Origin of the sequence: Aquimarina sediminis, assembly GCF_002895435.1 — a bacterium.
GTDB classification, from domain to species: Bacteria; Bacteroidota; Bacteroidia; order Flavobacteriales; family Flavobacteriaceae; genus Aquimarina; species Aquimarina sediminis.
On sequence record NZ_POYJ01000002.1, the window covers coordinates 737,116 to 761,354 of the forward strand.

Consider the following 24,239-nt stretch of genomic DNA (forward strand, 5'->3'; position numbering starts at 1 on the left):
TAACAAACATATATATATTTTTATGGAACCACTGTATCCAACTACGAAAACGTTTTCGTTAAAGAATTACGGTATTGAGAATGCTACCATGCGTTACCAATTATCTCCGGATGAACTTCAAGACGAGGTAGTGCAAAAAAATCAGGGAAAAATCACAGCATCAGGTACTTTAGCAATTAATACTGGCGAATTTACCGGTCGATCTCCAAAGGATCGTTTTATTGTTAAAGATGATATCACCAAAGATAAAGTGTGGTGGGGGGATATAAATATCCCATTTGACCCAGATGCATTTGATGCATTGTATGATAAAGTAACAAAATATCTTTCAGGAAAAGAGATATTTGTTCGTGATAGTTATGCTTGTGCAGACCCTAAATATCGTTTAAACATAAGGGTGATCAATGAATATCCTTGGTCAAATATGTTTGCTTATAACATGTTTTTGAGACCAACAAACGAGGAGTTGAAAGATTTTGATCCTGAATGGACGATTGTTAATGCACCTGGCTTCATGGCTGATCCAGAGATGGATGGTACAAGGCAACATAATTTTGCGATATTAAATTTCACAAAAAAAATTGCCCTTATCGGTGGTACAGGATATACCGGAGAGATTAAAAAAGGTATTTTTTCGGCATTAAATTTTATTTTGCCTGTGTATAAAAACTCTCTTCCAATGCATTGTTCTGCTAATGTTGGAGAAGAAGGAGATACAGCTATCTTTTTTGGGCTTTCGGGTACAGGTAAAACTACATTATCTACAGATCCGCATCGTAAATTGATAGGTGATGATGAACACGGATGGACTGAAGAGAATACGATCTTTAATTTTGAAGGAGGATGCTATGCAAAGGTAATTGATCTGTCTTCAGAAAAAGAACCTGAAATATATGGAGCTATTAAAAAGGGAGCAATCCTAGAAAATGTAGTTTTTGGAGATGATGGAGAGGTTGATTATGCAGATACTTCGATAACTCAAAATACTAGGGTTAGTTACCCAATTTACCATATAGAAAATATTAAGGAGCCTTCAATTGGTGAGAATCCAAAGAATATTTTCTTTTTAACTGCAGATGCATTTGGAGTGATGCCTCCGATTTCTAAATTAACGCCAAGTCAGGCAGCATATCATTTTATATCTGGATATACAGCTAAGGTGGCAGGAACTGAAGCTGGGGTTGTAGAGCCTACTCCATCGTTTTCTGCGTGTTTTGGAGCGCCATTTATGCCATTACATCCTGCTAAATATGCAGAGATGTTAATTAAGAAAATGAACGAAACAGGAGTAAATGTTTGGTTGGTAAATACAGGTTGGACCGGTGGACCATATGGTGTTGGAACCCGAATCAAGTTGAAATATACTAGAGCAATGATTCAAGCAGTACTTAATGGTGAGTTAGGGCAGTACTCTTATGATGATTATCATATCCATTCTGTTTTTGGAGTTGCGCAACCTAGAGAGTGCCCTGGTGTTCCTACTAGTGTACTTAGTCCAAGAACAACTTGGAATGACGACAAGGCATACTACACTACGGCGTTTAAATTGACAAATGCATTTAGAGAAAATTTCAAGAAATTTGAATCTTATGCTAATGAAGAAATTCGAAGAGGAGGACCTCAGAGATATTCTTTTTAGATAGAAACTATATGATATATATACTAAAAAAGAGTGCTACACTAGCACTCTTTTTTTTATTACAATGTTTTAAAAAACAAATTACATAGATAAATCCTGTGTAGTTTTATTTTTTATTTGCTTCTTTTATATATTTCTGAAGAGCCATTGTCATTGATGGCGTTTCTGGAGTTGGTGCTTGGATATTAACCACTAGATTATGCTCTTTTGCAGCTTTAACGGTAGAGTTTCCAAAGACAGCAATCCTGGTATTATTTTGTTTAAAGTCAGGGAAATTCTCAAATAATGATTGTATCCCAGAAGGACTAAAGAAAACTAAAATATCATAAAACACGTCTCTCAAATCAGAAAGGTCACTTACTACTGTTTTGTAAAAAACAGCTTGTTTCCATTCTACCTTTAAACTGTCTAATGTTTCAGGAATTAAAGGTTTTAATTTATCTGAAGACGGTAATAAGAATTTTTCGTTTTTGTACTTTTTGATTAAAGGAGATAATTCCTGGAAAGTACGCTTTCCAACATATATTTTTCTTTTTCGATATACTACATATTTCTGTAAGTAGTATGCGACAGCTTCGCTTTGACAAAAATACTTAAGAGTATCAGGTACTTTAAAGCGCATTTCATCGGCTATCCTAAAGAAATGATCGACAGAGTTGCGACTCGTAAGAATAATAGCTGTGTACTGTGATAAATCCACTTTTTGTAGTCTTACTTCTTTTGCATCAACTCCCTCTACATGAATGAAGGGGATAAAGTCGATTTTTACTTTTTCCTTTTCTTCTAAATCAAAATAAGGTGAATTTTCCACTTTAGGCTCCGGCTGTGAGACCAAAATTGTTTTCACTTTCATATAGTTTCTTTCTTTTTTGTAAAGGTTCCTACTAATTAACTAATGAGCTTGTATAGTATAAAATAGGGTGCGATTTCAAGTGCGCAAAGATACAAAATAAAATAAAACAAGTAGTTTAAAATAATAGTTTCATTTTTTTTATAAAAAGAAATAAGCATAATTATATTCAGAATAATCAATAAAATCAATAAAATTATAAAAACAATTTTTGTAGGTTGTAATGTGTAAATAAACAGGATATTTACTGGTAATAGGGTGACTGCCATGAAATTGCGATAAGACACCTTGTAGAATAAGTAGGTGTCAATTACGGCGTCTATTGAAAAAATAGTGGCTATGATTTTTTCTACTAGTAATTTACAAATAATAATCACTGCATAAATGATTGCAATCTTAAAATATAGTGTAATCTCATTCGGAATGACCTGCCATTCAAAGACATTAATGCATAAATAGATGAATAGAGATACAGAAACAATCTGAAATAATAAAAGAATGGCATTGAATAAAGATGAGAGTTTATTTAGCTTCTGATGGGTAATAATGTACTTACTATTACTAAAAAGCATCATAAAATCAGCAAACCGAAGCGCATTCACTCTTTTGGCTATAACGAGCAAAAATACAGATACCATTATAAGAATGGTAAGCCAGTTGGTTGACGTTATTTCGCGTAAAATAAATTCCATATGCCGTTAAGGGGTTAAAATTACAATCAATTAAGTGATAAAAACAAAAAAATAGCTAGTAATTATTTAGTTATATTTGCGTGAAAAATAGCCTTGATGGTGGATGCCTTAGTCATAATCCCTACTTATAACGAAATTGAAAATGTGGAGCGTATCATTAAAAATGTGTTTTCGCTTCAACGCGATTTTCATATTCTTATTGTTGATGATAGTTCTCCTGATGGAACCAATGCCAAGGTAAAAGAGTTGCAGTCAAAATATCCTGAAACCCTTTTTTTAATGGTTAGAGAAGGTAAAATGGGGCTAGGAACAGCGTATATTGCAGGTTTTGAGTGGGCATTAGACCGGTCGTATGAATATATTTTTGAGATGGATGCAGATTTTTCTCATAACCCCAATGACTTGATACGACTGTATAATGCTTGTGCCAGAGGATCTGCAGATGTAGCCATAGGATCCAGATATGTTACTGGAGTAAATGTCGTAAACTGGCCTATGAGTAGAGTATTGTTGTCCTGGGGAGCGTCAAAATATGTGCGTTTTATTACAGGAATGGATATTCATGACACAACGGCCGGATTTATCTGTTATAAAAGAGAGGTATTAGAAAAGATAAATTTGAATAAAATTCGATTTGTAGGATATGCTTTTCAGATAGAAATGAAGTTTAAGGCATATTTATTGAAATATAAAATAAAAGAAATCCCTGTAATCTTTACAGATAGAACAAAGGGGACTTCAAAAATGAGCAAAGGAATTATTTCTGAAGCTGTATTTGGAGTTATAAAAATGAAATTTAACAGCTTATTTAATCGTTACGAGATATGATCATGAACAATGTGCTTATTAAAAATGCCAATATCGTTAATGAAGGGAAGATTTTTAATGGAGACGTATATATCGAAGATGGTATTTTTAAAGAAATTGCGCCTCAGATAAGTGCAAAATCACCAGATGTGCATATTTTTGATGCAGAAGGTAAATACTTATTGCCAGGAGTTATAGACGATCAGGTACACTTTAGAGAACCTGGATTGACGCATAAGGCTAATATAGGAACAGAGTCCAAAGCTGCAATAGCAGGAGGGATTACGTCGTTTATAGAAATGCCGAATACCGTTCCTCAGACAACCACAATAGAAAAACTGGACGAAAAGTTTGAAATCGCAGCACAAACCAGTTATGCGAACTATTCTTTTATGTTTGGAGGAACAAATGATAACTTAGAAGAAATACTAAAAGTAGACCCCAAAAAAGTAGCAGGGCTTAAGTTATTTCTAGGGTCTTCTACAGGTAATATGCTTGTAGATAATCCAGAGGTATTAGAAAAAATCTTTTCTTCTACTGACTTATTGATATCAGTACATTGTGAGGATGAGCAAACCATTAAGGATAATACAGCAAAATATGTGGCAGAATATGGAGATGATATTCCTGTAAAATATCATCCAATTATTAGAAGTGAAGAAGCTTGTTATTTATCTTCTTCTCAGGCAATTGCATTAGCTAAAAAAACAGGGGCTAGATTACATGTTTTTCACCTTTCTACTGCCAAGGAGCTAAAGTTGTTTACCAATAAAATTCCATTAAGAGAAAAGAAGATAACAGCAGAAGTTTGTATACATCATCTATGGTTTTCTGATAAGGATTATGAGGAGAAAGGAACCTTGATTAAATGGAACCCTGCGGTAAAGACAGAAAAAGACAGAGATGCCTTGTTTAAGGCGTTACTAAAAGATAAAATAGATGTAATTGCTACAGATCATGCGCCGCATACTATAGAAGAAAAAGATAATGTATACACCAAGGCACCCTCGGGAGGACCATTGGTACAGCATGCACTTCCTGCAATGTTAGAGTTTTATCATCAGGATAAAATCTCTCTGGAAAAGATAGTTGAAAAAATGTGTCATAATCCAGCCATATTATTTCAGATAGAAAAAAGAGGGTATATAAAAGAAGGATACCATGCAGATGCTGTATTAGTAGATCTTAATGCTCCTTGGACCGTAAATAAAGATAATATAGCATACAAATGTGGGTGGTCTCCGTTTGAAGGTACTACGTTTAAATCCAGAATCACGCACACATTTGTAAACGGAAGCTTGGTATACAAGAATTTTAAGTTCTATGATGTGAGACATGCACAGCGATTAACTTTTGACAGATGAATAGAAGTATAATGTATTTTGTGGTATTTCTGATTTTTGTTTCCTGCCAGAGTGTGGATCAGGCAAGTATGCCTAAAACACTGATAGAAGAAGATCAAATGGTAGAAATTCTAACGGATATTGCTTTTTTAAAGGCAGCAAAGACCTCGAATAAAGCTACTTTTGAAGCTGAAAAAATCAATCCAGAATCATTTATTTTAAAAAAATATAGCGTTGATAGTATCGTATTCGCAGAAAATAACGCCTGGTATTCTGGTCAGATAGATAAGTATCAGGCAATTTTTGTGCGTGTAAAAGCAAATCTGGATAAAGAAAAAACAAAATATGAAAAGCTAAAGAAAAAGAAAGACTCTGTTCTAAAGGCTAAAAGAGATTCTATTAAAAAACTAGGTGATACCTTAAAGGTTAAAAAAGATAAGATCACTCCTGTTCCAGAATTTGAAGAAGTAAAAGAAGATATCAAAAATGCAAAGGATAAGAGGATTAATGCTCTTTCTCCTTCAAAAAAAGGGTAGCAGTTTCTTTGATGCTTTTTTCGATAGGAACAAAACTATAAATAAGCTCTTTCTTTATTTTATCATTTTTGTAATACTTTATAGAAAAAGCACTTCGCAGCGATGATTTGAATATAGAACGTTTGGTTCTAAAGAAAAAATGGCTAATACGTTGCAGGTGGTAGACTACTTTCATTAAAAAAGGAGAGATTCTCTTTTTGGGAGCAGGCTTTCCTAATGCTTGGGCAATCATAGTAAAAGCACTTTTGTAGCTTAAGTTCTCTCCCACCAATATATATCGTTGATTTGTATACTTACCTTGCATGAGTAGATGCATAATATTAATAACATCTTGTATAGCTACATATCCAGATGTCCCACAGGTATAATATTTCATACCACTATGTATTTTTTTGAACAGGTATCCACTACCAGTATCAAAAAAACCAGAACCGATAATAATTCCAGGATTTACAATTACAGCATTAAGCCCTTCTTGTACTCCTCTCCAGACTTCCATCTCGGCACCATATTTTGTAATGGCATATACAGAATTAGGAACTTCAGGATTCCATTCTGCACTCTCATCTATATGATCATTTAAAAGACTTTCACTAAGAGTGGCAATTGAGCTCACATAGCAGAGTTTTTTTACATTTTTGATCAGGCAAAGGTTTACAATATTGGCAGTTCCTTCGATATTGGATTTTCGTAATTCTTTATAGTGAGAAGGGTCAAAACTAATCATAGCAGCACAATGATATACCTGAGTTATACCTTCAAAAGCTTCCGTTAAAGCAGGGATATCATTAATATCAGTATGAATCCATCTTATACTATCAAACAGCTGTTGTTGTTCTTTAGGGAAATAAGAACAAAATACTTTTTTGGCATGTTCTTTTTTGGCTTCGGTTCTATATAGTGCACAAATCTGATGTTTCTCTTGTATAAGTTTTACCAATAGATGTGTGCCTACTAAGCCTGTTGCTCCTGTAACTAATATCATAATGTATATTCTACGATAGCTAAAGTAAACAATTAATATACGTTTTGTAAATTAAACCTGGATTATGCAGTCAAAAATCTACTACAGTTTAATAAAAATATAGTGTAGTGATCACTGAACCCTTTGACTAGCTTAGAACAGGTAAGTCGAGGTGAAAGCGGCACGATATGGATAGGGCTTCGAGTGCCTCAGCCCACACAGAGCATTGATAAAATATAGGTTTTGCATTCTGAGGCTCTCGAAGGGTAAGGTTTCTTGGGGTGTAAGTATATTATGAGGTTTTCATAGCACCGGGCTTCGGCTACGCTCAGCCCTCAGGGGAGAATAGTTCAATTAAAACATAGTGTAGCAGTCACTGAATCCTTCGCCAAGACTTAGGGAACACGTAGCCGAAGTGAAGCGGTATAGATTCTTAGATCGTCAGAGTATAAACTAAAGCCGAAGTACAACATTTACAGACCCTGTGTACTTCGGCTTTGAGATTAATCGCTATTATTTAAGGTAAAAAAATATCGCGAAAACTAATATTTAAAACTAATATGCATATGTTTTATATGAAAAAACAATAATGCTACTTAAACCATATTGTAAAAGTATAGTAAATAAATGTTTACTACGGCAAGACTTAGGTCAAAAGGGGTTCTCTATAGATGAATTGAGTATTTTGTTTCGACGAATGGAAATACTTAATAGGAGAATGTGTTTCGATATTCCTCTCATTGGCTATTTGAAGGGTTCTGTATTATATTATTGTTTAACTTTAAATAGATGACTTCTGGTTTCTAGCCTTTCACTTTTTATTGCAGTACCAAGTACATCAAAGCACTTCGATAGCACTTCGACAGGCTCAGTGTGACATCATTATTCATTTTAAACTTCCGACACCCGACCTCGGAATCTCTTGCGATACCAAAACAAGCCTCCTAAAGATAATAACAGCACAACTACTATAATCCAATACAGTAATGTGTTATTCCCAAAAGGAATGGGCGCAGCATCCCCAATCAGATAAAATGCTCCCCAGTAAAAAGGATCTAATCGGTTGATATCTGCAGTGGTCAGGTATTGTAATTTCGCTTGTTGTAGTGCTTTTGCTTTACTCATCCCATCTTTGAGATTGGTATAAAAGTATTTCATTAGCTCTGGAGTGGTTTGATCAGATACCTCCCAGCTGGTGAGTAGCAAGCTTTTGGTACCCGCATATTGAAAAGCAGTACCCAAACTCATAATCCCTTCTCCCTTGGCAATTTTACCTGTTCCTGTGTTGCAGGCACTAAGCACGGTAAGCTCTGCGGGGATATCCAAAGCAAATAGCTCGTGGCTATAGAGTAAGTTATCCTCTATGGTGTCTTTGTTTTTGGTAAAATAGAGTTTAGAATTCTCAGGTCTTTCATTATCAACATCCCCATGTAGGGCAAGGTGCAGGATGTTATATTGTCCGGCATTTTTCTTAAAGTTGGTTTCTATCGCTTGTGATCCATAATAGTATTGCCCATCGATAATATTAGATATGGCTCTAATTTCTTTACGGGTTCCTGGCAAGTCGCCTTTTGCATCTCTGAGAGCAGCCAGGCTCATTGCCCTTGTTTCTCCAGTTTGTGTACTATCAGAAAATGAAAAAGCGAGGCATTCTTGTAATTGTTCAGTCTGTTCTTGTTGCTTAGTACCTCCAAACAATAGATTTGCCGAATTGGCATAGGTCACAGCATATTCTCTAAGCAGATAGGATAATAGTGCCGGGTTATTAGATTTATCATGTTGAGTCAGCAGTAACTCAAAATTAAGATGCCATAAGGAGCCATCAGGTATGATGATAAGGTTGTCTCCCACAAATGTATTGGCAGCAGGAGCAATCAATTGATTGTATAAATGATGGGATTGCTGTTTAAAATCAGCAGTATTTTTATCAGCTATGGTTTTACGAAATTCTTCTACTTGTTCAGTAAGTTTTGGAGTGGATAACTCTTGTACTGCGATATTGTTTTTAGAAATGGTAAAAGCGTAGGTAATACTATCTCCTGTAAAGAATTCTAATACTGTAGTGTTATCATCTAATTGTTGTTGGATTTTTTGTACTGTAGCAATATCATCTTTGTACTTAAGCAGGTAGTATTTTGGATAGTTTTTTTCTAATACGTGAGTTAAAGAATCCTGACGTCTATTGATATCAAATAGTTTATTTTCGAAAAGAGTGACTTTTGAGGTATCCATCTTTTTTTCTGAATATTCTTCTGTGATTTTGGATTGATAAAAAGCTTTATTAATTCTTAGCTCTTTTTCTACTGTTACCAGATTATTCGGTAAACCTGTAAAGTTTTTGGCATTAGCTTCGTTAAGCAGCTCTTTTAGGGTGTTGGATTTACTTTTTTCTGCATAGTAAAAAGCTTTTTCTAAGGATTGTTGACCTTTTTGCAATAGTTGAGCACCTATAGCACCTTGGTAGGTTTCTTTGGCTTGTTTAGAAAAATCTACTTTGTCTTGATAATTAGTAAAGGTTTGTCGAATAGCATTGATTAGTGTATCTGCCTGTTGGTAGGTTTTGATTGCATCGCTAAGATGGTTTGAGTTATTTTCTTGATCATATAGCTTTTGGAATGTTTTAGCTTTTCCGGTCAATGTAGTCAGTAGAATACTTTGATCTAGATATTGAGCTTTTGATTTAGTATTTGCTTTTATGGCTTTATCATAAAACAACAGGCTATTTGTATAGTCTTTTTGATAAAAATATACATTGGCAATATTGGTATAGGATAGGGCAACTTTTGGATGATGTTCTCCATATGCTTGCGATTGTATTGTAAGTGCTTTTTGGTAGTGTACTAATGAGTTAGTATAGGCTTTGTCGTTGAAATAAACACTTCCTAAACTAGTATGAGAATCTGCTACATCAGGATGATTTTTTTTGAATAGATGAAGTCGAATTTTTAGCGCTTTATTAATGTAGTGCACTGCCGTATCATATTCTTTTTTGAGCTTGTATAACTTGCCAATATCATTGTAAGAATAGGCTATATCAGAGTTGTTTGTGCTGTATATTTTTGTACGTATGTTTAATGCTTTTTGATAGTGCAATACCGCTTGATCATAATCTTTTTTTAATCGATATACATTGCCTATATTGTTGTAATTAAGTGCAACATGGGGATTTTGTTTCCCCCCAATTTTTTTATTACTATGAAGTGCTTTTTTTAGGTAATCTAAAGCTTTGGCATATTCTCCTTTATATTTATATATTATACCAATATTGTTATATACTTGTTTGTCAGATTTTTCTTTGTTCTTTTCTGAAAGATTCTTTTCATTAATAATTGCCTTTTTATAAAAATATAATGCTTTATCATATTGACCTTTGTTTTTATAACAAATGCCTATACGATTAAGAGCACTAGTTATAGTATAATGTTTTTCACCATGCATATTGATAAGAGTGGATAAATATTTTTTAAAATAAGTAAGAGCTATATCATACTCTCCTTTTTTTCTATATACATCGCCAATAACTTTTAATGTTTTTGAAGTAATTCTATTATTTGTATTTAGTTGTTTAGTTTTGCTTAATAAAGCTTTTTTTAGGTAGTTTAAAGCTTTATTGTAATGTTCTTTTCTATAGTGTGTAAGACCAATTTGAAAATAATTGTGACGTGTCTCTAAGTGATCTAATCCAAGTTCCCTTTCTCTGATTAATCTTGATTTCTCATAATAAAACAATGCTGCACCATATTTTCTTTGCATAAATAAAGTGTTTCCAATATTAATATTTAAATGGGCGATTGAAAGCTTATTGGAAGAAAAAAAACCTTGTCTAATAGCTAACGATTTCTGATAGTATTCTAATGCTATTTTGTAATCTTTTTTGTTTTTATGCCAGTAATAATGCCCAATATTATCATATGCAAATGCTTCTTCTATATTATTTTTTTGTAAATGTGTTTTGCTGGTGATTAAGGCTTTTTTTGCATTTAAGTGGGATTCTTCATATTGCTCTTTTTGTCTTAAACCTTCCGAGGTTTTATTATAACAACGAGCTACTCGTTCCCATGCTTTGGTCTTTTTATAAAGCGGCAATGCTTTTTCAAAATAGACAATAGAACTATCCAATTTTTTGTCAGTCAGCAACGAATCCGCTTTCTTATAATATTGAGAAGCTAATAAGGTATCTTTTTCTATCTGGGCAGACATGGTGTGAGATAGTGTTGTAAAAAACAGGACTGATAGTAAAGAAGCTAGAGAAGATGATAGCGCATTTTTCATAAGAGATACTGTATTGCTCTATATATTAATAGCAAATAACGTAAAAATGTTACCTTATTGTTGGAGAATAATACAGAAATTGATTTCTATTCTCTGTTTTTAGCATGGCTATGTTGCGTATATTAAAGGGTCTCGTGCCTTGAGGTTCTCGAAGGGTAAGGTTTCTTGAGGTGCAGATGTATTGTGAGTTTTTCATAGTGCCGGGCTTCGGCTGCGCTCAGCCCTCGGGGGAAGGATAGTTTAATCAAGAATATAGTATAGCGGTCACTGAGCGTAGTCGAAGTGAAAGCGGTATCCTATAAAAACCCAATGTATTTTTATCGCTGAGTAGTGAAAAACCATTCCAAGTGAAAACAAAGGATTTCTAACATATTCATAGCTGGATATTATCCATATTTTTATCTTTGCTGCTCTTAATTGAATTATAGCACGATGACCAAAAATTTTATAGAAGAACTACGCTGGAGAGGGATGTTGCATGATGCCATGCCTGGGACCGAAGAATACCTGATAGAACAAATGAGATCTGCCTATGTGGGGTTTGATCCTACTGCCGATTCATTGCATATCGGTAATCTGGTTCCTATTATGTTGTTGGCGCATTATCAAAGAGCAGGGCATAAGCCTTTTGCTTTGGTAGGTGGGGCAACAGGTATGATTGGTGATCCTTCAGGGAAATCGGCAGAGCGTAATCTACTCGATGAAAAAACATTGCGTCATAATCAAGAGGCTATAAAATCACAATTAAGTAGATTTCTGGATTTTGAAAGTGATGCTGCTAATGCTGCTGTACTGGTAAACAACTATGATTGGATGAAAGAGTTTTCGTTCCTGGAGTTTATCAGAGATGTCGGTAAACATATTACCGTAAACTATATGATGGCCAAGGATTCTGTTAAAAATAGAATTTCTTCTGAGTCATCAGAAGGAATGTCATTTACAGAATTTACATACCAACTGGTACAAGGATACGACTTCTTACATCTGTACAGAGCTCATACATGTACACTGCAGATGGGAGGAAGCGATCAGTGGGGTAATATCACCACAGGAACAGAATTAATCAGAAGAATAGCTGGAGGAAAAGGATATGCATTAACCTGTCCGTTGATCACGAAATCAGATGGATCTAAATTTGGTAAGTCTGAAGGAGGTAACGTATGGTTGGATGCTAAACGAACTTCACCATATAAATTCTACCAATATTGGTTAAATACTAGTGATGAAGATGCAGAAAAATACATTAAGATTTTCACATTTTTGACCGAAGAAGAGATAAAAGCTTTGGTTGCACAGCATAAAGAAGCACCACATCAGCGAATTTTACAGAAAAAACTGGCAGATGAAGTTACCGTAATAGTACATTCTCAAGAAGATCTGGATAATGCAATTAAAGCATCTGCAATTCTCTTTGGGAAATCTACTTCTGCCGATCTAAAAGATCTGGATGAGGCTACTTTTTTAGATGTGTTTGATGGAGTGCCGCAGGCAGAAATTACAAAAGACAAAATAGCTGAGGGATTGGATATCATAGGCGCTCTTGCAGAGCAAACAGGTTTCTTAAAATCTAATGGAGAAGCCAGACGAGCACTAAAAGAAAATTCTATATCAGTGAATAAAGAAAAAGTTACCGATGGGCATTCGGTAACAGAAAATGATTTGATCAACAATCAGTTTGTCTTATTACAACGAGGTAAGAAAAATTATTTTGTTATACGAGTAGTGTAAAAGCACAATCTTGATATCTAGACTGTGCCTTGCTAATATCGTGTTGCAAGGACTGTTTATTCAATAAAACAACAAAGCCTACAAGAAAGGACTCTTCGTAGGCTTTGTCAACTAACCAATCAATTATTGAAAAAACTTAGCATTACATGTAGCTCAATAACACTACATTACTTTTTTACTTTTATTTTTTGCCAATTTATATCTGCTTCTTTTTGCAGTTTTACGGCACCTTTTTTTGTCCATTTGTCTAGTGTGTTTATCCCCCAGGAGTTATAAAACAGGTAGAGCTTGTCATCTCTTATTTCAAAAGTTTTTGGGTCAATATCTACTTTTTCACTATTTACTGCTATCGCATAGGCGCAATAGCCTCCATATTGAGGAACAAATTTATCGGGACTTTTTTTAAACTTATCTAAGTTCTTCTGATTAACAAATTTGTATTTTACTCCGTCATGAGTGGTTACAAACTTACTATTCCCTTTAACCGCTGTATTATTAAAATACTCGGTAACGTCATATCCTTCTGCTATAAAACTTTTGTCAGTGTTATAATCAATTTTTTGAGCATTAGAATTCGTCGTGAAAACAAACCCTAAAAAAAGTAAAACAAAGATTTTTTTCATTTTATAAGCATGTTGTGATTATAGGTAGTGGGTCGATAAAAAATCGACTCCTTACAATTTTAACCTAAATTTCACATGCTTTTAGTAGTAATTTCTTCTACAGTAGGAAATTAGTGGTCTCCGGATAAGGAATTAGTGCACTTATCAAGAGACTGATACTATCTTTTGCAATCAAAGTGATTGATAGTAAGGTAGCAGTAACCACAACTGCCGAGGCTACATTATTTTGTTGGATATCTTTAAATTCATTTACCCCTTTGGTCAAGGCCGAAAAAAGTAAAAAGACAGAAGTGTTGATGATTAAGGCAAAGACAAATCCTATCAATAAGTATAGTCCTGAGTATTGAATAATTTTTGCAAAAGAGATGCTGTCTTCTCCAGACATTGATATTCTAATCATATTGGTGATAGAGGGAATAATCTCTCCAAGGATCATACCAATAGAGAGGATAATCCCTGCGGCAAAAATAGAAAAAGCCATATTGTCTTCTCTTAGAGAGATGTTCTTAAAAAATACTTTTTGCAGGATCTTAAAAGAGATGTATAAAATGAGTACAGAAACCACAATGGCTAATGCTATTTCGATAAAGGCGAGGGTTAATAGTTTGGTTTGCATAATGTTATGTGTTAGTGAGTACGATATGCCAATGATTTACATTGTCAAAATTTTTGGGTAATGTACCAATCGTAAAATGTTTATTTGTAGTCTCCCAGATGTAATATCGTTTTCCGTTTTGTACTTTATATAATCCTTTTGCCGGGATATGTAATCCAAGAACAGAGTGCTTGTAAAAATCACTATTCAATATGGCTACATCATATCCAAAATAGCTAAGAATGGCATAGATAATTACGGTTCGAGTGTCACAATCTCCTTTTAGATTACCCATAAAACCAACGGGGTTCTGGATTCCAAAAGGAATATTACCAATACAACAATCGGTACATTTTTCTAGTATCACCCGAATTGACTCTTCATATGCTTCAGGAGATTGGCATTGGTTTTCAAAAACGAAAGCATATGGGATATCCTGTATAAAGGTAACGACCATCTCTGCAAATTCGAATTGATTTAGCTGGTTTGTGCTTTTTATTGAAGCTAATTCTTTAAGGATTAGATCAAGCTTTGGGGTATCGGTAGTTGCCAGATACTGATATAGCTTTCCCCAGGATTGTGTTTTGTGTCTTGGGATACTACTGGCATATTTTCTTTTTGAAGAGATATAGTCTTTTTCACGAACAGAGAATTTTCCTTTAAACGTATTGCCGTAGTTATCTTTCCACTGTCTGTTTTGGCGTAATAAAACTATAGAATCTCCATTTTCTACTGTTGTCTCGCGATAAATATATTCTGAGATATCGGATTTTTGATTTTCTATAGATAGTGGGATATTGTCTAGTATATGTCGTAATCCTATTAAGGATAAAAGTAGAAGACCACTATAGGTCATATAACGCCAGTGAAACCTTTTTTGGCTATAGCCATCCAGTTTTCCTACTAGCCAGGAGAGAAATAAAAGGGCTAGTATAAAGGAAGTAAATAAAGAGACCGGAAAAAAGGATTGTATTACACTGCTCCCAATTAGAGAGAGCAATACTATTGCGGGAAACGTAAAACAGCCTAATTTACTTTTTGTAGCCATGGTTTATAATGCCATTAAATTACAGCCTCTGATATCGCTATGGTCAAATCTACCAATAATTTCAAAACTACCATCGGTATATACTTTTCCTAGATCCTGAGTAGCAATAAAAGAACAAGAATTGATATTAGCTAAATCCATAATATTTACTCCTCCGGTTTTGTTTTTTGGTAATAAGGTAAGAGCATCTTCGGGGTTTCTGATAGAAACCTTCATCCAGGGCGGGCAGTAAAAAATACCATCACCTTTAGAATACCCTTGTGATAACAGCTCTGTCATGCCATATTCACTATGGATTTTATTGATACCGAATCCTTTTTTAAGAATTTGATGTAATTCTTCGCGAATGATTTCTTTTCTTCGACCCTTCATACCGCCTGTTTCCATAACGATAGTAGTTTCATTTAATTGCAAATCATAGTTTTCTACCAGATCTAATAAGGCAAAAGAAACTCCTAGCAGTAATATCTTTTCTCCTTTGGCTATTAGTTGTTGGAGTGTATTGACCAGTTTTTTAATATCATGTAGATAAAATCCGCTTTTGGGATGTTTACTATCTTCAATTAATTTTTCTGCCATATATACAAGAGAAGATCCCTCTCTTTCTAGGTAAGAAGGTAATAGTGCCAATACGACGTATTCTGTAATGTCTCCATAAAAATGCTGAAATCCTTTTCTGAAGCTTTTTTCGTAGACACTAATATCACTTACATAATGTTTGCTGGTAATGCTACCTGTAGTGCCGCTACTGGTAAAAATTTTGTGTATTAAAGATTGGGTGCTTACTATTTTTTCTTGTTTAAAGAATTGTATGGGTAAGTAAGGTATGTTATCAATATGTTTTACAGAAGTTTTTGTAATGCCCAAAAGGTTACAGAATCTCTGATAAATTACATTGTTGTGATATTGATGGTTAAAAACACGCAACGCTAATCGCTCAAAATCGGTATCGTTTTGAATAGAAAAAATAGTGTCAGCCTGCATAAGATTTGTTCAACAAGATTTGCAGAACAAAGGTATAAAATTGAAGTTTACAGATGTTCAATTATACAGAATAAAGAGTATTTAATCAGTTTAAAATTATTTAGATAGAAAACACAGGGTATCACCTAAGTTAATTACGCAGTAATTTTAAAGTAGCTGTATTATCTCCTTCTTTAATACGAACAACATAAACCGCAGGTGGTAAAGATGATATGTTTAATTGTTTTCCAATCAGTACTTTAAACATAACCTTTTCTCCCAATACAGTAAAAACAGAGACTGTTTTGGTTAAATTTTTGGTAGAAGTAATGTTTAGGATATCACCATTAGCAGGATTAGGAAATATGCTTAATCCATCAATTTTTACATTTTTGGATTGTTGTCTTTCGGCAGTATTGGATTGTGCTTGAACTCCTAGGGTTGAGGAAAAGCATGCGAAGCCAATAAGTATAAGTAGCAAGTAGATTTTTTTCATACAAAAAATTTATTTTGGGATGATAAATATACAACATTAAAATTAAAAATGTAAGAAAATGTAGGTGTACTTGTCTGTAATACAATATATCTATGTTCTCACCATATTTCAATTACGGTTTAAGCGCATATTTGTTCATCCTTTATCATTTGATTTCTTACAAAAGTCAATTTCAGGAATTTCTTAAAACTCCAAAATGACTTCGGTTTAGGTTTTGATATTCAAAAATAATGCCGCATATTTGTGACATCATGAAGTTATAAAAGAATTATGTACATAATTGTGCGCATAGAGACCTCCTCGATTTAGAAGCTAAGAATTTCTTCTTAGTGCTTCCATTTTCCTTTAATTCATACTATAATTCTTTACAATCATGAGTCAAAATAAACTTACTCGCCTATTTTCATATTTTAAAATTGCAATAACCGGAAAAGAACAAGAATTTACTTCGGGCAGTATTCGTAGAGCTGTTTTTATGCTTTCGGTACCAATGGTACTCGAAATGATGATGGAATCTGTATTTTTTCTTGTAGATGCGTACTATGTGTCCAGTCTCGGGGCTAATGCGATAGCTACTGTTGGGTTAACAGAATCAGTGCTTACGCTTGTGTATGCGATCGCCATTGGTTTAAGTATGGGAGTTACTGCTATTGTTGCGCGTAGAGCGGGAGAAAAAGATATAGACGGAGCCTCACAGACAGCAGTACAATCTATACTCTTAGGAATCGCTATTGCAACCCTAATAAGTATTTTCGGAATTATTTTTCCTAAAGAAATTTTGGGTCTAATGGGGGCAGAACCAGATCTTATCGCTGATGGATATGGTTATACTCAAGTACTCTTGGGAGGAAATGTTACCATCATGCTTTTGTTTTTAATTAACGCCGTATTTCGGGGTGCTGGTGATGCATCTGTAGCCATGCGCGTGTTGATATTTTCTAATGTATTAAATATAATTCTTGATCCAATTTTTATATTTGGATTTGGTCCTGTTCCTGCTTTTGGTGTTGAGGGAGCGGCTATTGCTACTACAATTGGTAGAGGTAGTGCTGTGGTATTTCAATTGCTAATTCTTTTTTATGGTTGGAGTAAAATCAAGGTCGCTTTTAAGGATATTGTTTTTCGGGCTGAGATAATGCTTAATCTGATCAAAGTCTCTTTGGGAGGAATTGGGCAATTTATTATAGGAACATCAAGTTGGGTATTTCTGATGAGAATCATGGCAGAATTCGGAAGCGAAGTGCTAGCTGGATACACCATAGCCATTAGAGTTTTGATGTTTACATTAATGCCTTCCTGGGGGATGAGTAATGCTGCAGCTACGCTGGTTGGGCAGAATTTAGGAGCTTCAAAACCAGAAAGAGCAGAAGAATCAGTGTGGAAAACCGGGAAGTATAATGCTTATTTTATGCTTATAGTATCGGTGTTCTATCTGTTGTTTGCAGAGGCAATCATAAAGGTATTTAGTGATGAGGCACTGATCATAGAATATGGAGCGCTAAGCTTGCGCGTGATTGCTGCAGGATATGTGTTCTATGCTTATGGGATGGTTATTATACAATCTTTTAATGGTGCAGGAGATACCAAAACACCTACTGTTATTAATTTCTTTTGTTTCTGGGTGTTTCAATTACCATTTGCTTATTTGGCAGCTTTGGTTTTTGATTGGGGTGCGATGGGTGTGTTTTTGGCGATTACTTTTGCTGAGGTATTAATTGCTGTAATAGGAATTATCTGGTTTAGAAAAGGAAAATGGAAAGAAGTAAAGGTGTAAAAGGTGGATTTTCTTTATACGATACGGTAGCGGCTATTTAAAATATTAAGCACGAAACCTTCTACAACACTTGTAGAAGCTATCTAAGGTATGATAATGAGCTTTACAATGGTTGAAGAGTCAATCTACACTGTAACAATTGCCTTTACATTACTTGCGGAAGGTCTTGTCGTACCAACAATTAGCTTTGCAACGCTTGCGGATGCTTTTGTCACTGCAACAAGACCTTGCGCAACCATTGCAGAGCTAATCTAGCCGACTACAAACGACTATATACTATTACGTCTATATCAAATGCTAAACATAAAAGAGACTGCCTTTTCAGACAGTCTCTTTTCAACATATATATTTCTATAAAATCTTATAGTATCAATGTACTACTGGTTATAATCCAGAAGTCCAGCCATTTGCCCAATCAGGAGCAGCAGCTCCATTACCAGCACCTGTATTGTTTCCAACAGTAATAAATGCTTGATTAGCTCCAGCATAATCTGTTTGTACAAATCCAGCAGCAGGACTGTCAAATTGCATTGGATTGATAGAAAGGTCGTTGTTTTCGATTCGTACACCTGCCTCTGCATCAGTGCTTTTTACTTTTACACCAAGATCAACGCCGCTAGTGTAGAAATTTGTTATAGTGAAGTTTCCTCCTCCTTCTTTAAAATAAAGAGCTCCTTCGCCAACAGGTCCTACTACAGTAATGTTTGAAAGAGTAGTAGTGGTTACAGGAGTTGCATTACCATCATCGCCATTGTTAGATCCTTCGATACCTGCTTTCGCTCCACCTTTAATGTACCAGTTAGATCCGTTTCCTGCCCATCCATCAGCAAAATCAATAGAATCGTCTCCACTACCTATAGATACCAGGTATTTTCCTGTAACAGTTCCTCCAAAGAATTCGATACCATCATCACCACCGTTTAGAGACTGTACATACTCAAAAGTAGTACCAGAACCAACACCAAATAGAGATACCCCGTTAAATTCTTTACTGTTAGAGAAAGTTGCCCCAGTATATTCTACTCTTAAATAGCGTATAGAACCAGAGTTGTCAGTGGCATTAGAACCCCCATAAATAAGGTCTGCAACTTCAGAAGTTACATTATTTCCTTTATTGGTAGGTGCATCACCACAGATTACTAATCCACCCCAATCACCAGGAGCAGGAGTATTACTACCAGAAGTCATTACTACTGGGTTTGAAGAGGTACCGTTTATAAATATCTTACCACCCTTGGCTACCGCAATGTATGCAGCGGTACCACCAGTAGCTTTGATAGTCGTTCCGGCAGGAATGGTTAAAGAACCTCCGCTTTGAACAACAAATGCACTGGTTAGTAAATATTCGACATTAGCTTTTAAAGTAACATCTCCAGAAACTTCTCCAGCTAAGTTTTCTGTGCCTGCAGCACCACTATTATCAAGTCCTGTGGTCCACCCAGCAGCCCAATCAGGAGAAGCAGCACCATTTCCTGCACCAGAAGCAACACCTTCTGTATAGAAAGACTGATTAGTACCAGTGTAATCAGTAGCTTTAAGTCCAGCAGGAGCATTGGCAAACTGAATAGTAGTTATTTTTAAATCTCCGTTTTGGATACGTACAGCAGCTTCTGCATCAGTATCTTTTACCTTTATACCAAGATCAACATTACTGGTGTATAGGTTGGTAATAGTGAAGTTTCCTCCTCCTTCTTTAAAGAAAAGCGCTCCTTCGGTTACAGGTCCAACTACTGTTATGTTAGAAAGTGTTGTAGTAGTTACAGGAGTTGCATTTCCGTCATCTCCGTTATTAGATCCTTCGATACCTGCTTTGGCTCCACCAGCGATATACCAGTTAGATCCATTTCCTGCCCATCCATCTGCAAAATCAATAGAGTCATCTCCACTACCGATAGATACCAGGTTATCTCCATCAACGGTTCCACCAAAAAACTCGATACCATCATCACCACCGTTGAAAGATTGTACATATTCAAAAGTAGTTCCTGAACCAACTCCAAAAAGAGATACCCCATTAAATTCTTTGCTGTTGGAGAAAGTTGCCCCCGTATATTCAACTCTTAAGTAACGCACAGAACCAGAGTTATCAGTAGTATTAGATCCTCCATAGATAAGGTCTGCAACTTCAGAAGTTACGTTGTTTCCTTTGTTGGTAGGTGCATCACCACAGATTACTAATCCACCCCAATCCCCGGGAGCAGGAGAAGTACTACCAGATGTCATTACAACCGGTGCTGCTGATGTTCCATTCACAAAGATTTTTGCACCACGCTCTACAGCGATATATGCTGAAGTTCCTCCTGTTGCTTTGATAACAGTTCCTGCAGGAATAGTTAAAGAAGTTCCTGATTTGATAACATATGCTCCAGTAAGTTCGTATGCTATTGAAGCGTCTAGTGTAGTATCTTCAGTTATATCTCCTTTAAGAATTGCATTTGCCGCACATGGATCACAAGAACCACCGCAATCAACACCTGTCTCGTTTCCATTTTGGATTCCATCTGTACAGGATGATGCTCCTGATGGATTATCATCGTCACTACTACAGGATACAATGCCTGCAAGCGTAGTGGCAGTAAGAATGAATGTAAAAAGAATTTTTCTCATTTTATTTTTGCTTTTTAATAGTTGTGAATAAAAATTGTTTGTTTTTAAAATTTATATGATAATGATAGTTTTAAGTCATATCCCTTTTTGTAGGACAGGACTGTAATGTCTTTTTCCTGAAAATTTAAATTAAGATCTGGATCATTGTTAAGTTCTCCGTCTACAGATTCCTGAAATCTTTCTATACTTGGATTCAGTAAGTTTTTGGCAGATAATCCCAGAGTTATGTTTTGAGTTAATTGAGCTTTTGCAATAAAATCTAGTGTAGGGACTCCTTTTTCTACGATGTTTCCTTTTCCAAAATTACCCAAGGCAAAAATTCGATCAGAGAAATAGTTGGCGGCAAGAGTCAACTGCATGTTTCTGTCTTTAGAAAAATCTTTATAGTAGCTTACATCTGCATTTGCAATAAGATCAGATGCTCCAGATATGCCGGTTTCTTCATATGTAGGGATAAAGCTTAGACCTGCTTCTTCTAATATTTTTTCACTATCCAGATCTTGGTTAGTAGTCATGTATGCGGCATTTATACCAGCAGTTAATGTGTTTTTTAAGGTAGTGTCTTCTTTGTCAATTTCGTTTTCAAATATTTTTTTTCTTGCTTCTATTTCAATTCCAAAAGCAGTGGCTTTTTCACCGGTATTTGCCCAGGTAATATCATTTGAAGCTGATTGGATAGTAATGGAGTTAATTGGGTTTTCGATAAATTTCCCAAAGATCCCTGCAGAAAGAATTTCGCTTGATTTTGGAAAGAACTCCCATTTTATATCAACATTGTAATCTGTAGAAAGAGACAGATTTTCATTACCAAAATAATCCTGATTAACTTGCTGAAATAAGAAAGGGGCTCTTTCTTTATACTGAGGAAGAGTGTATGTTTTACTGGCTGCAAATTTCAGATTTTGTCTTTCACTTAACTCGTATTTTAATGATAGTGCCGGTAGAATTTCAAAAGAATCTAATTCGTTACTATCCCCTTCTGGGTCCAATGAAGTTGACCATTCGATTGATTGATTGATTTGTTCCCCTCTTATTCCTGCTAGTATTGTTAATTTAGGAGAAAATGCATATTCAAAGTTTAAGAACCCAGCATGTATGTTCTGATCTCCTTTGTAGAATTGAGGATCAAGGGCATTTGGTACATCTATGGTTCCTCTAAAAGTTCTTATTCTAAATAACCCATTGTTAAGATTTTCTTGATTAAAGTAGCCGTCTACATCATAGATATCTACTATAGGCTGAGGAATAGTATTGAAGATCTGAAAATTGAATTGTGTAGCTTCAAAATCTACATTTTTGACTCTTCCGCTATATCCAAGAGTTATCTTGCCATCAAACTTTCCTTCTTCGTTTTTCTTGAATTTGTAATCGAACTTTAGATTTCCAGCTACTTCTTCTTCTTTTAACTCAGAATAGAATCTGTGGTTATCTGAAGCTGCTGATACCAAACGAAATGATCTTGGACCATCAGGTTCATTAGTTACTTCGGGTACTAGAGTAACCTGTCTTCGATTAGGTTCTGAGTTTTTAAGAAAGTTGTATGATCCTCCCCAATTAATTTCAAAGTTCTCTGCAATTTCATGGTCCCCTAATAATTGATGAGTGATAAGTGAGGTTCTTTCGAATACTGCTCTTTGTATAAAACCACCTCCTTCAGAAGCATCATCCTCGATATCTATAATACCGTAAAATTCTTTTTGTTGCTCGCTAGAAGTATTAAGAAAAAGCACATTGTAGCTAATGGTATTGTTTTTATGCTTTAATCCAGCATTTCCCATCAAGGTAGTATTGGTATTATAGGCATAATTGAAATAATCAAAATCACTGTTTGCTATTGAGTTTACCGTAACTCCTCCTCTTGATTTTCCTTCTCTATAGACATAGTTGTTATTGAAAGATCCAACACCAAACAGGCTTAGTTTTGTGTTTTCTCCAAAGACGTAGAATGAATCACCTCCTTTAATAGAAATACCAGAATTGATCGGTAAAGAAGTTTTTCTTCTATCCCAGCTAGTTGTAAAATTATAGTTACTTAGTGGAAATGCTGGTGGATTTATATCGTAGAATCCGCTATAATTGGGACCATCTGTTAAAAAGAAATCATCGACGCCTGTAGTTACAGTATTTACTCCTGTCTCGAGACCAATTTCCATAAATCCACTTCCTTTATAATCTTTGGAAGTAATATCAATATTTGCACCTGCAAAATCGCCATAATTCCTAACGTCATAGGTTTTGTCAATGCCAATTGATTCGACAATATCAGTATTAAAAATTCCTAATTGTATATTTTTCTTAGAAGGATCATTAGATGGTAAAGGCAAACCATTAAGAGTAGTTACATTATAGCGATCACCCAAACCTCTTACAAATACATTACCCGAGCCTTCTTGTTTTGAAATCCCTGTTACTTTTGCGACTGCGGTAGCAACATCTCCAACACCTTTTTTTGATAGTTCTTCTGCTCCTATTGAAGTTTTTTGAGTTATTGCTTCTTTTTGCTCTAGTAAAAGAGCTTCTTCTCGCTCACGATTAGTTACCACTTTGATAACTACTTCTTCTAGGGCTGCTGCTGTTGCTCCCATAGTTGCATTTACTACAGCAACTTTGTCGGCTTCTATGGTTACATTAGGAATTTCTACTGTCTGGTATCCTGTAAAACTAAATTCTATGGTGTATGTACCCGCAGGAACATCTGTAATCTCAAATAAACCATCAAAATCTGTCGAAGACCCCTTGGTTGTACCTCGTACTATTACATTGGCAAAAGGCAAGGGTTGATTGTTTGATTCTTTATCTAATAATTTCCCGGCAATTGTTCCGGTTTCCTGCGCACAAATAGCACCTATAAAAAATAGTGCTATTACTGTAAATGTTTTTCTCATTATATATTTTCAAAATCTGATACAAATAAATACGGTTTTACAGTAATTGGGTTTACCCCACCATTATGGTTAGTTTAAGGGATTGTGATGTAGGAAATTTCTATAGGAAGAAAAAAAACGTTGTGTTTTATAACTAATTTTGAAGCCAGATCTATGGTGGAAAAACCGTGCTAATGATTTGGAAAATGTGGGTTTGTAAAAACAATTACTTGAAAATTAATACTGGCTTTTGTTAGAGAATAATAGTCAGTAACTACAAAAAATCTTCTTTTTATAAATTATTAGATAATTGTTACGCTAAGGTTAATGTGTGCTAATCTATATAAATGATCTTAACATAGGGGTAAAATACGATTGGCTAAAACGAGTATCCAGGAAGTATTTTTTTTAAGCTAAACGGGTTTAATTCTATCGTAG

Annotated in this window: 17 protein-coding genes; 6 read left to right on the forward strand and 11 right to left on the reverse strand. The window is 35.0% G+C overall.

The window, feature by feature from the left end:
• The first annotated feature begins 22 nt into the window (after window positions 1-22).
• On the forward strand, window positions 23-1,639 hold the full coding sequence (pckA, locus tag C1X07_RS07560; protein ID WP_103069368.1) for a phosphoenolpyruvate carboxykinase (ATP): 1,617 nt from the start codon (window positions 23-25) through the stop codon (window positions 1,637-1,639).
• Window positions 1,640-1,745: 106 nt separating this feature from the next.
• On the opposite strand, the gene C1X07_RS07565 is transcribed toward pckA, so the two are convergent.
• Both C1X07_RS07565 and C1X07_RS07570 read right to left on the reverse strand, forming a co-directional pair.
• Complete coding sequence (locus C1X07_RS07565; RefSeq protein WP_103069369.1) at window positions 1,746-2,492, reverse strand: uroporphyrinogen-III synthase; 747 nt, start codon at window positions 2,490-2,492, stop codon at window positions 1,746-1,748.
• 35 nt (window positions 2,493-2,527) lie between these two features.
• Window positions 2,528-3,181, reverse strand: a complete 654-nt coding sequence (locus C1X07_RS07570; protein WP_103069370.1) for a DUF4271 domain-containing protein — start codon at window positions 3,179-3,181, stop codon at window positions 2,528-2,530.
• A gap of 96 nt (window positions 3,182-3,277) precedes the next feature.
• Here C1X07_RS07570 and C1X07_RS07575 point away from each other — a divergent pair, with 96 nt between their 5' ends.
• From C1X07_RS07575 to C1X07_RS07585, 3 genes are read left to right on the forward strand one after another with little or no spacing between them, the layout of a single operon-like run.
• Window positions 3,278-4,009 (forward strand): polyprenol monophosphomannose synthase, encoded by a 732-nt coding sequence (locus tag C1X07_RS07575; protein WP_103069371.1) that lies wholly within the window; start codon window positions 3,278-3,280, stop codon window positions 4,007-4,009.
• A 2-nt stretch (window positions 4,010-4,011) separates the two neighbouring features.
• Window positions 4,012-5,352 carry a dihydroorotase gene (locus C1X07_RS07580; RefSeq protein ID WP_103069372.1) on the forward strand — a complete coding sequence of 447 codons (1,341 nt, stop codon included), beginning with the start codon at window positions 4,012-4,014 and terminating at the stop codon, window positions 5,350-5,352.
• On the forward strand, window positions 5,349-5,867 hold the full coding sequence (locus tag C1X07_RS07585) for a DUF4296 domain-containing protein (protein WP_103069373.1): 519 nt from the start codon (window positions 5,349-5,351) through the stop codon (window positions 5,865-5,867). Before C1X07_RS07580 ends, C1X07_RS07585 begins: the two co-directional genes overlap by 4 nt.
• Here C1X07_RS07585 and C1X07_RS07590 read toward each other — a convergent pair.
• Both C1X07_RS07590 and C1X07_RS07595 read right to left on the reverse strand, forming a co-directional pair.
• Entirely contained in the window at window positions 5,836-6,852 is a 1,017-nt protein-coding gene (locus C1X07_RS07590; RefSeq protein ID WP_103069374.1) for an NAD-dependent epimerase/dehydratase family protein, read from the reverse strand. The genes C1X07_RS07585 and C1X07_RS07590 overlap by 32 nt on opposite strands.
• 870 nt (window positions 6,853-7,722) lie before the next feature.
• Window positions 7,723-11,103, reverse strand: coding sequence for a CHAT domain-containing protein (locus C1X07_RS07595; RefSeq protein ID WP_103069375.1), 3,381 nt, complete (start codon window positions 11,101-11,103; stop codon window positions 7,723-7,725).
• A gap of 432 nt (window positions 11,104-11,535) precedes the next feature.
• On the opposite strand from C1X07_RS07595, the gene tyrS reads away from it, so the two are divergent.
• Window positions 11,536-12,831 (forward strand): tyrosine--tRNA ligase, encoded by a 1,296-nt coding sequence (gene tyrS / locus C1X07_RS07600; protein WP_103069376.1) that lies wholly within the window; start codon window positions 11,536-11,538, stop codon window positions 12,829-12,831.
• 167 nt (window positions 12,832-12,998) lie between these two features.
• Here tyrS and C1X07_RS07605 read toward each other — a convergent pair whose 3' ends face one another.
• The 5 genes from C1X07_RS07605 to C1X07_RS07625 form a co-directional block, all read right to left on the reverse strand.
• On the reverse strand, window positions 12,999-13,454 hold the full coding sequence (locus tag C1X07_RS07605; RefSeq protein WP_103069377.1) for a YHS domain-containing (seleno)protein: 456 nt from the start codon (window positions 13,452-13,454) through the stop codon (window positions 12,999-13,001).
• A gap of 97 nt (window positions 13,455-13,551) precedes the next feature.
• The gene (locus C1X07_RS07610; protein ID WP_103069378.1) at window positions 13,552-14,070 is read right to left on the reverse strand and encodes a DUF350 domain-containing protein; all 519 of its coding nucleotides are present in this window, start codon (window positions 14,068-14,070) and stop codon (window positions 13,552-13,554) included.
• A gap of 4 nt (window positions 14,071-14,074) precedes the next feature.
• Window positions 14,075-15,097 (reverse strand): hypothetical protein, encoded by a 1,023-nt coding sequence (locus C1X07_RS07615; protein WP_103069379.1) that lies wholly within the window; start codon window positions 15,095-15,097, stop codon window positions 14,075-14,077.
• A 3-nt stretch (window positions 15,098-15,100) separates the two neighbouring features.
• Window positions 15,101-16,081: a LuxE/PaaK family acyltransferase gene (locus tag C1X07_RS07620; protein WP_103069380.1), complete on the reverse strand. Its 981-nt coding sequence runs from the start codon at window positions 16,079-16,081 to the stop codon at window positions 15,101-15,103.
• Window positions 16,082-16,211: 130 nt separating this feature from the next.
• On the reverse strand, window positions 16,212-16,556 hold the full coding sequence (locus tag C1X07_RS07625; RefSeq protein WP_103069381.1) for a T9SS type A sorting domain-containing protein: 345 nt from the start codon (window positions 16,554-16,556) through the stop codon (window positions 16,212-16,214).
• 373 nt (window positions 16,557-16,929) lie between these two features.
• On the opposite strand from C1X07_RS07625, the gene C1X07_RS07630 reads away from it, so the two are divergent.
• The gene (locus C1X07_RS07630) at window positions 16,930-18,330 is read left to right on the forward strand and encodes an MATE family efflux transporter (RefSeq protein WP_103069382.1); all 1,401 of its coding nucleotides are present in this window, start codon (window positions 16,930-16,932) and stop codon (window positions 18,328-18,330) included.
• Window positions 18,331-18,714: 384 nt separating this feature from the next.
• On the opposite strand, the gene C1X07_RS07635 is transcribed toward C1X07_RS07630, so the two are convergent.
• Window positions 18,715-20,937: a hypothetical protein gene (locus C1X07_RS07635; protein WP_103069383.1), complete on the reverse strand. Its 2,223-nt coding sequence runs from the start codon at window positions 20,935-20,937 to the stop codon at window positions 18,715-18,717.
• Between the two features lie 44 nt (window positions 20,938-20,981).
• Window positions 20,982-23,822, reverse strand: a complete 2,841-nt coding sequence (locus tag C1X07_RS07640; protein WP_103069384.1) for a TonB-dependent receptor — start codon at window positions 23,820-23,822, stop codon at window positions 20,982-20,984.
• Window positions 23,823-24,239: the final 417 nt, after the last annotated feature.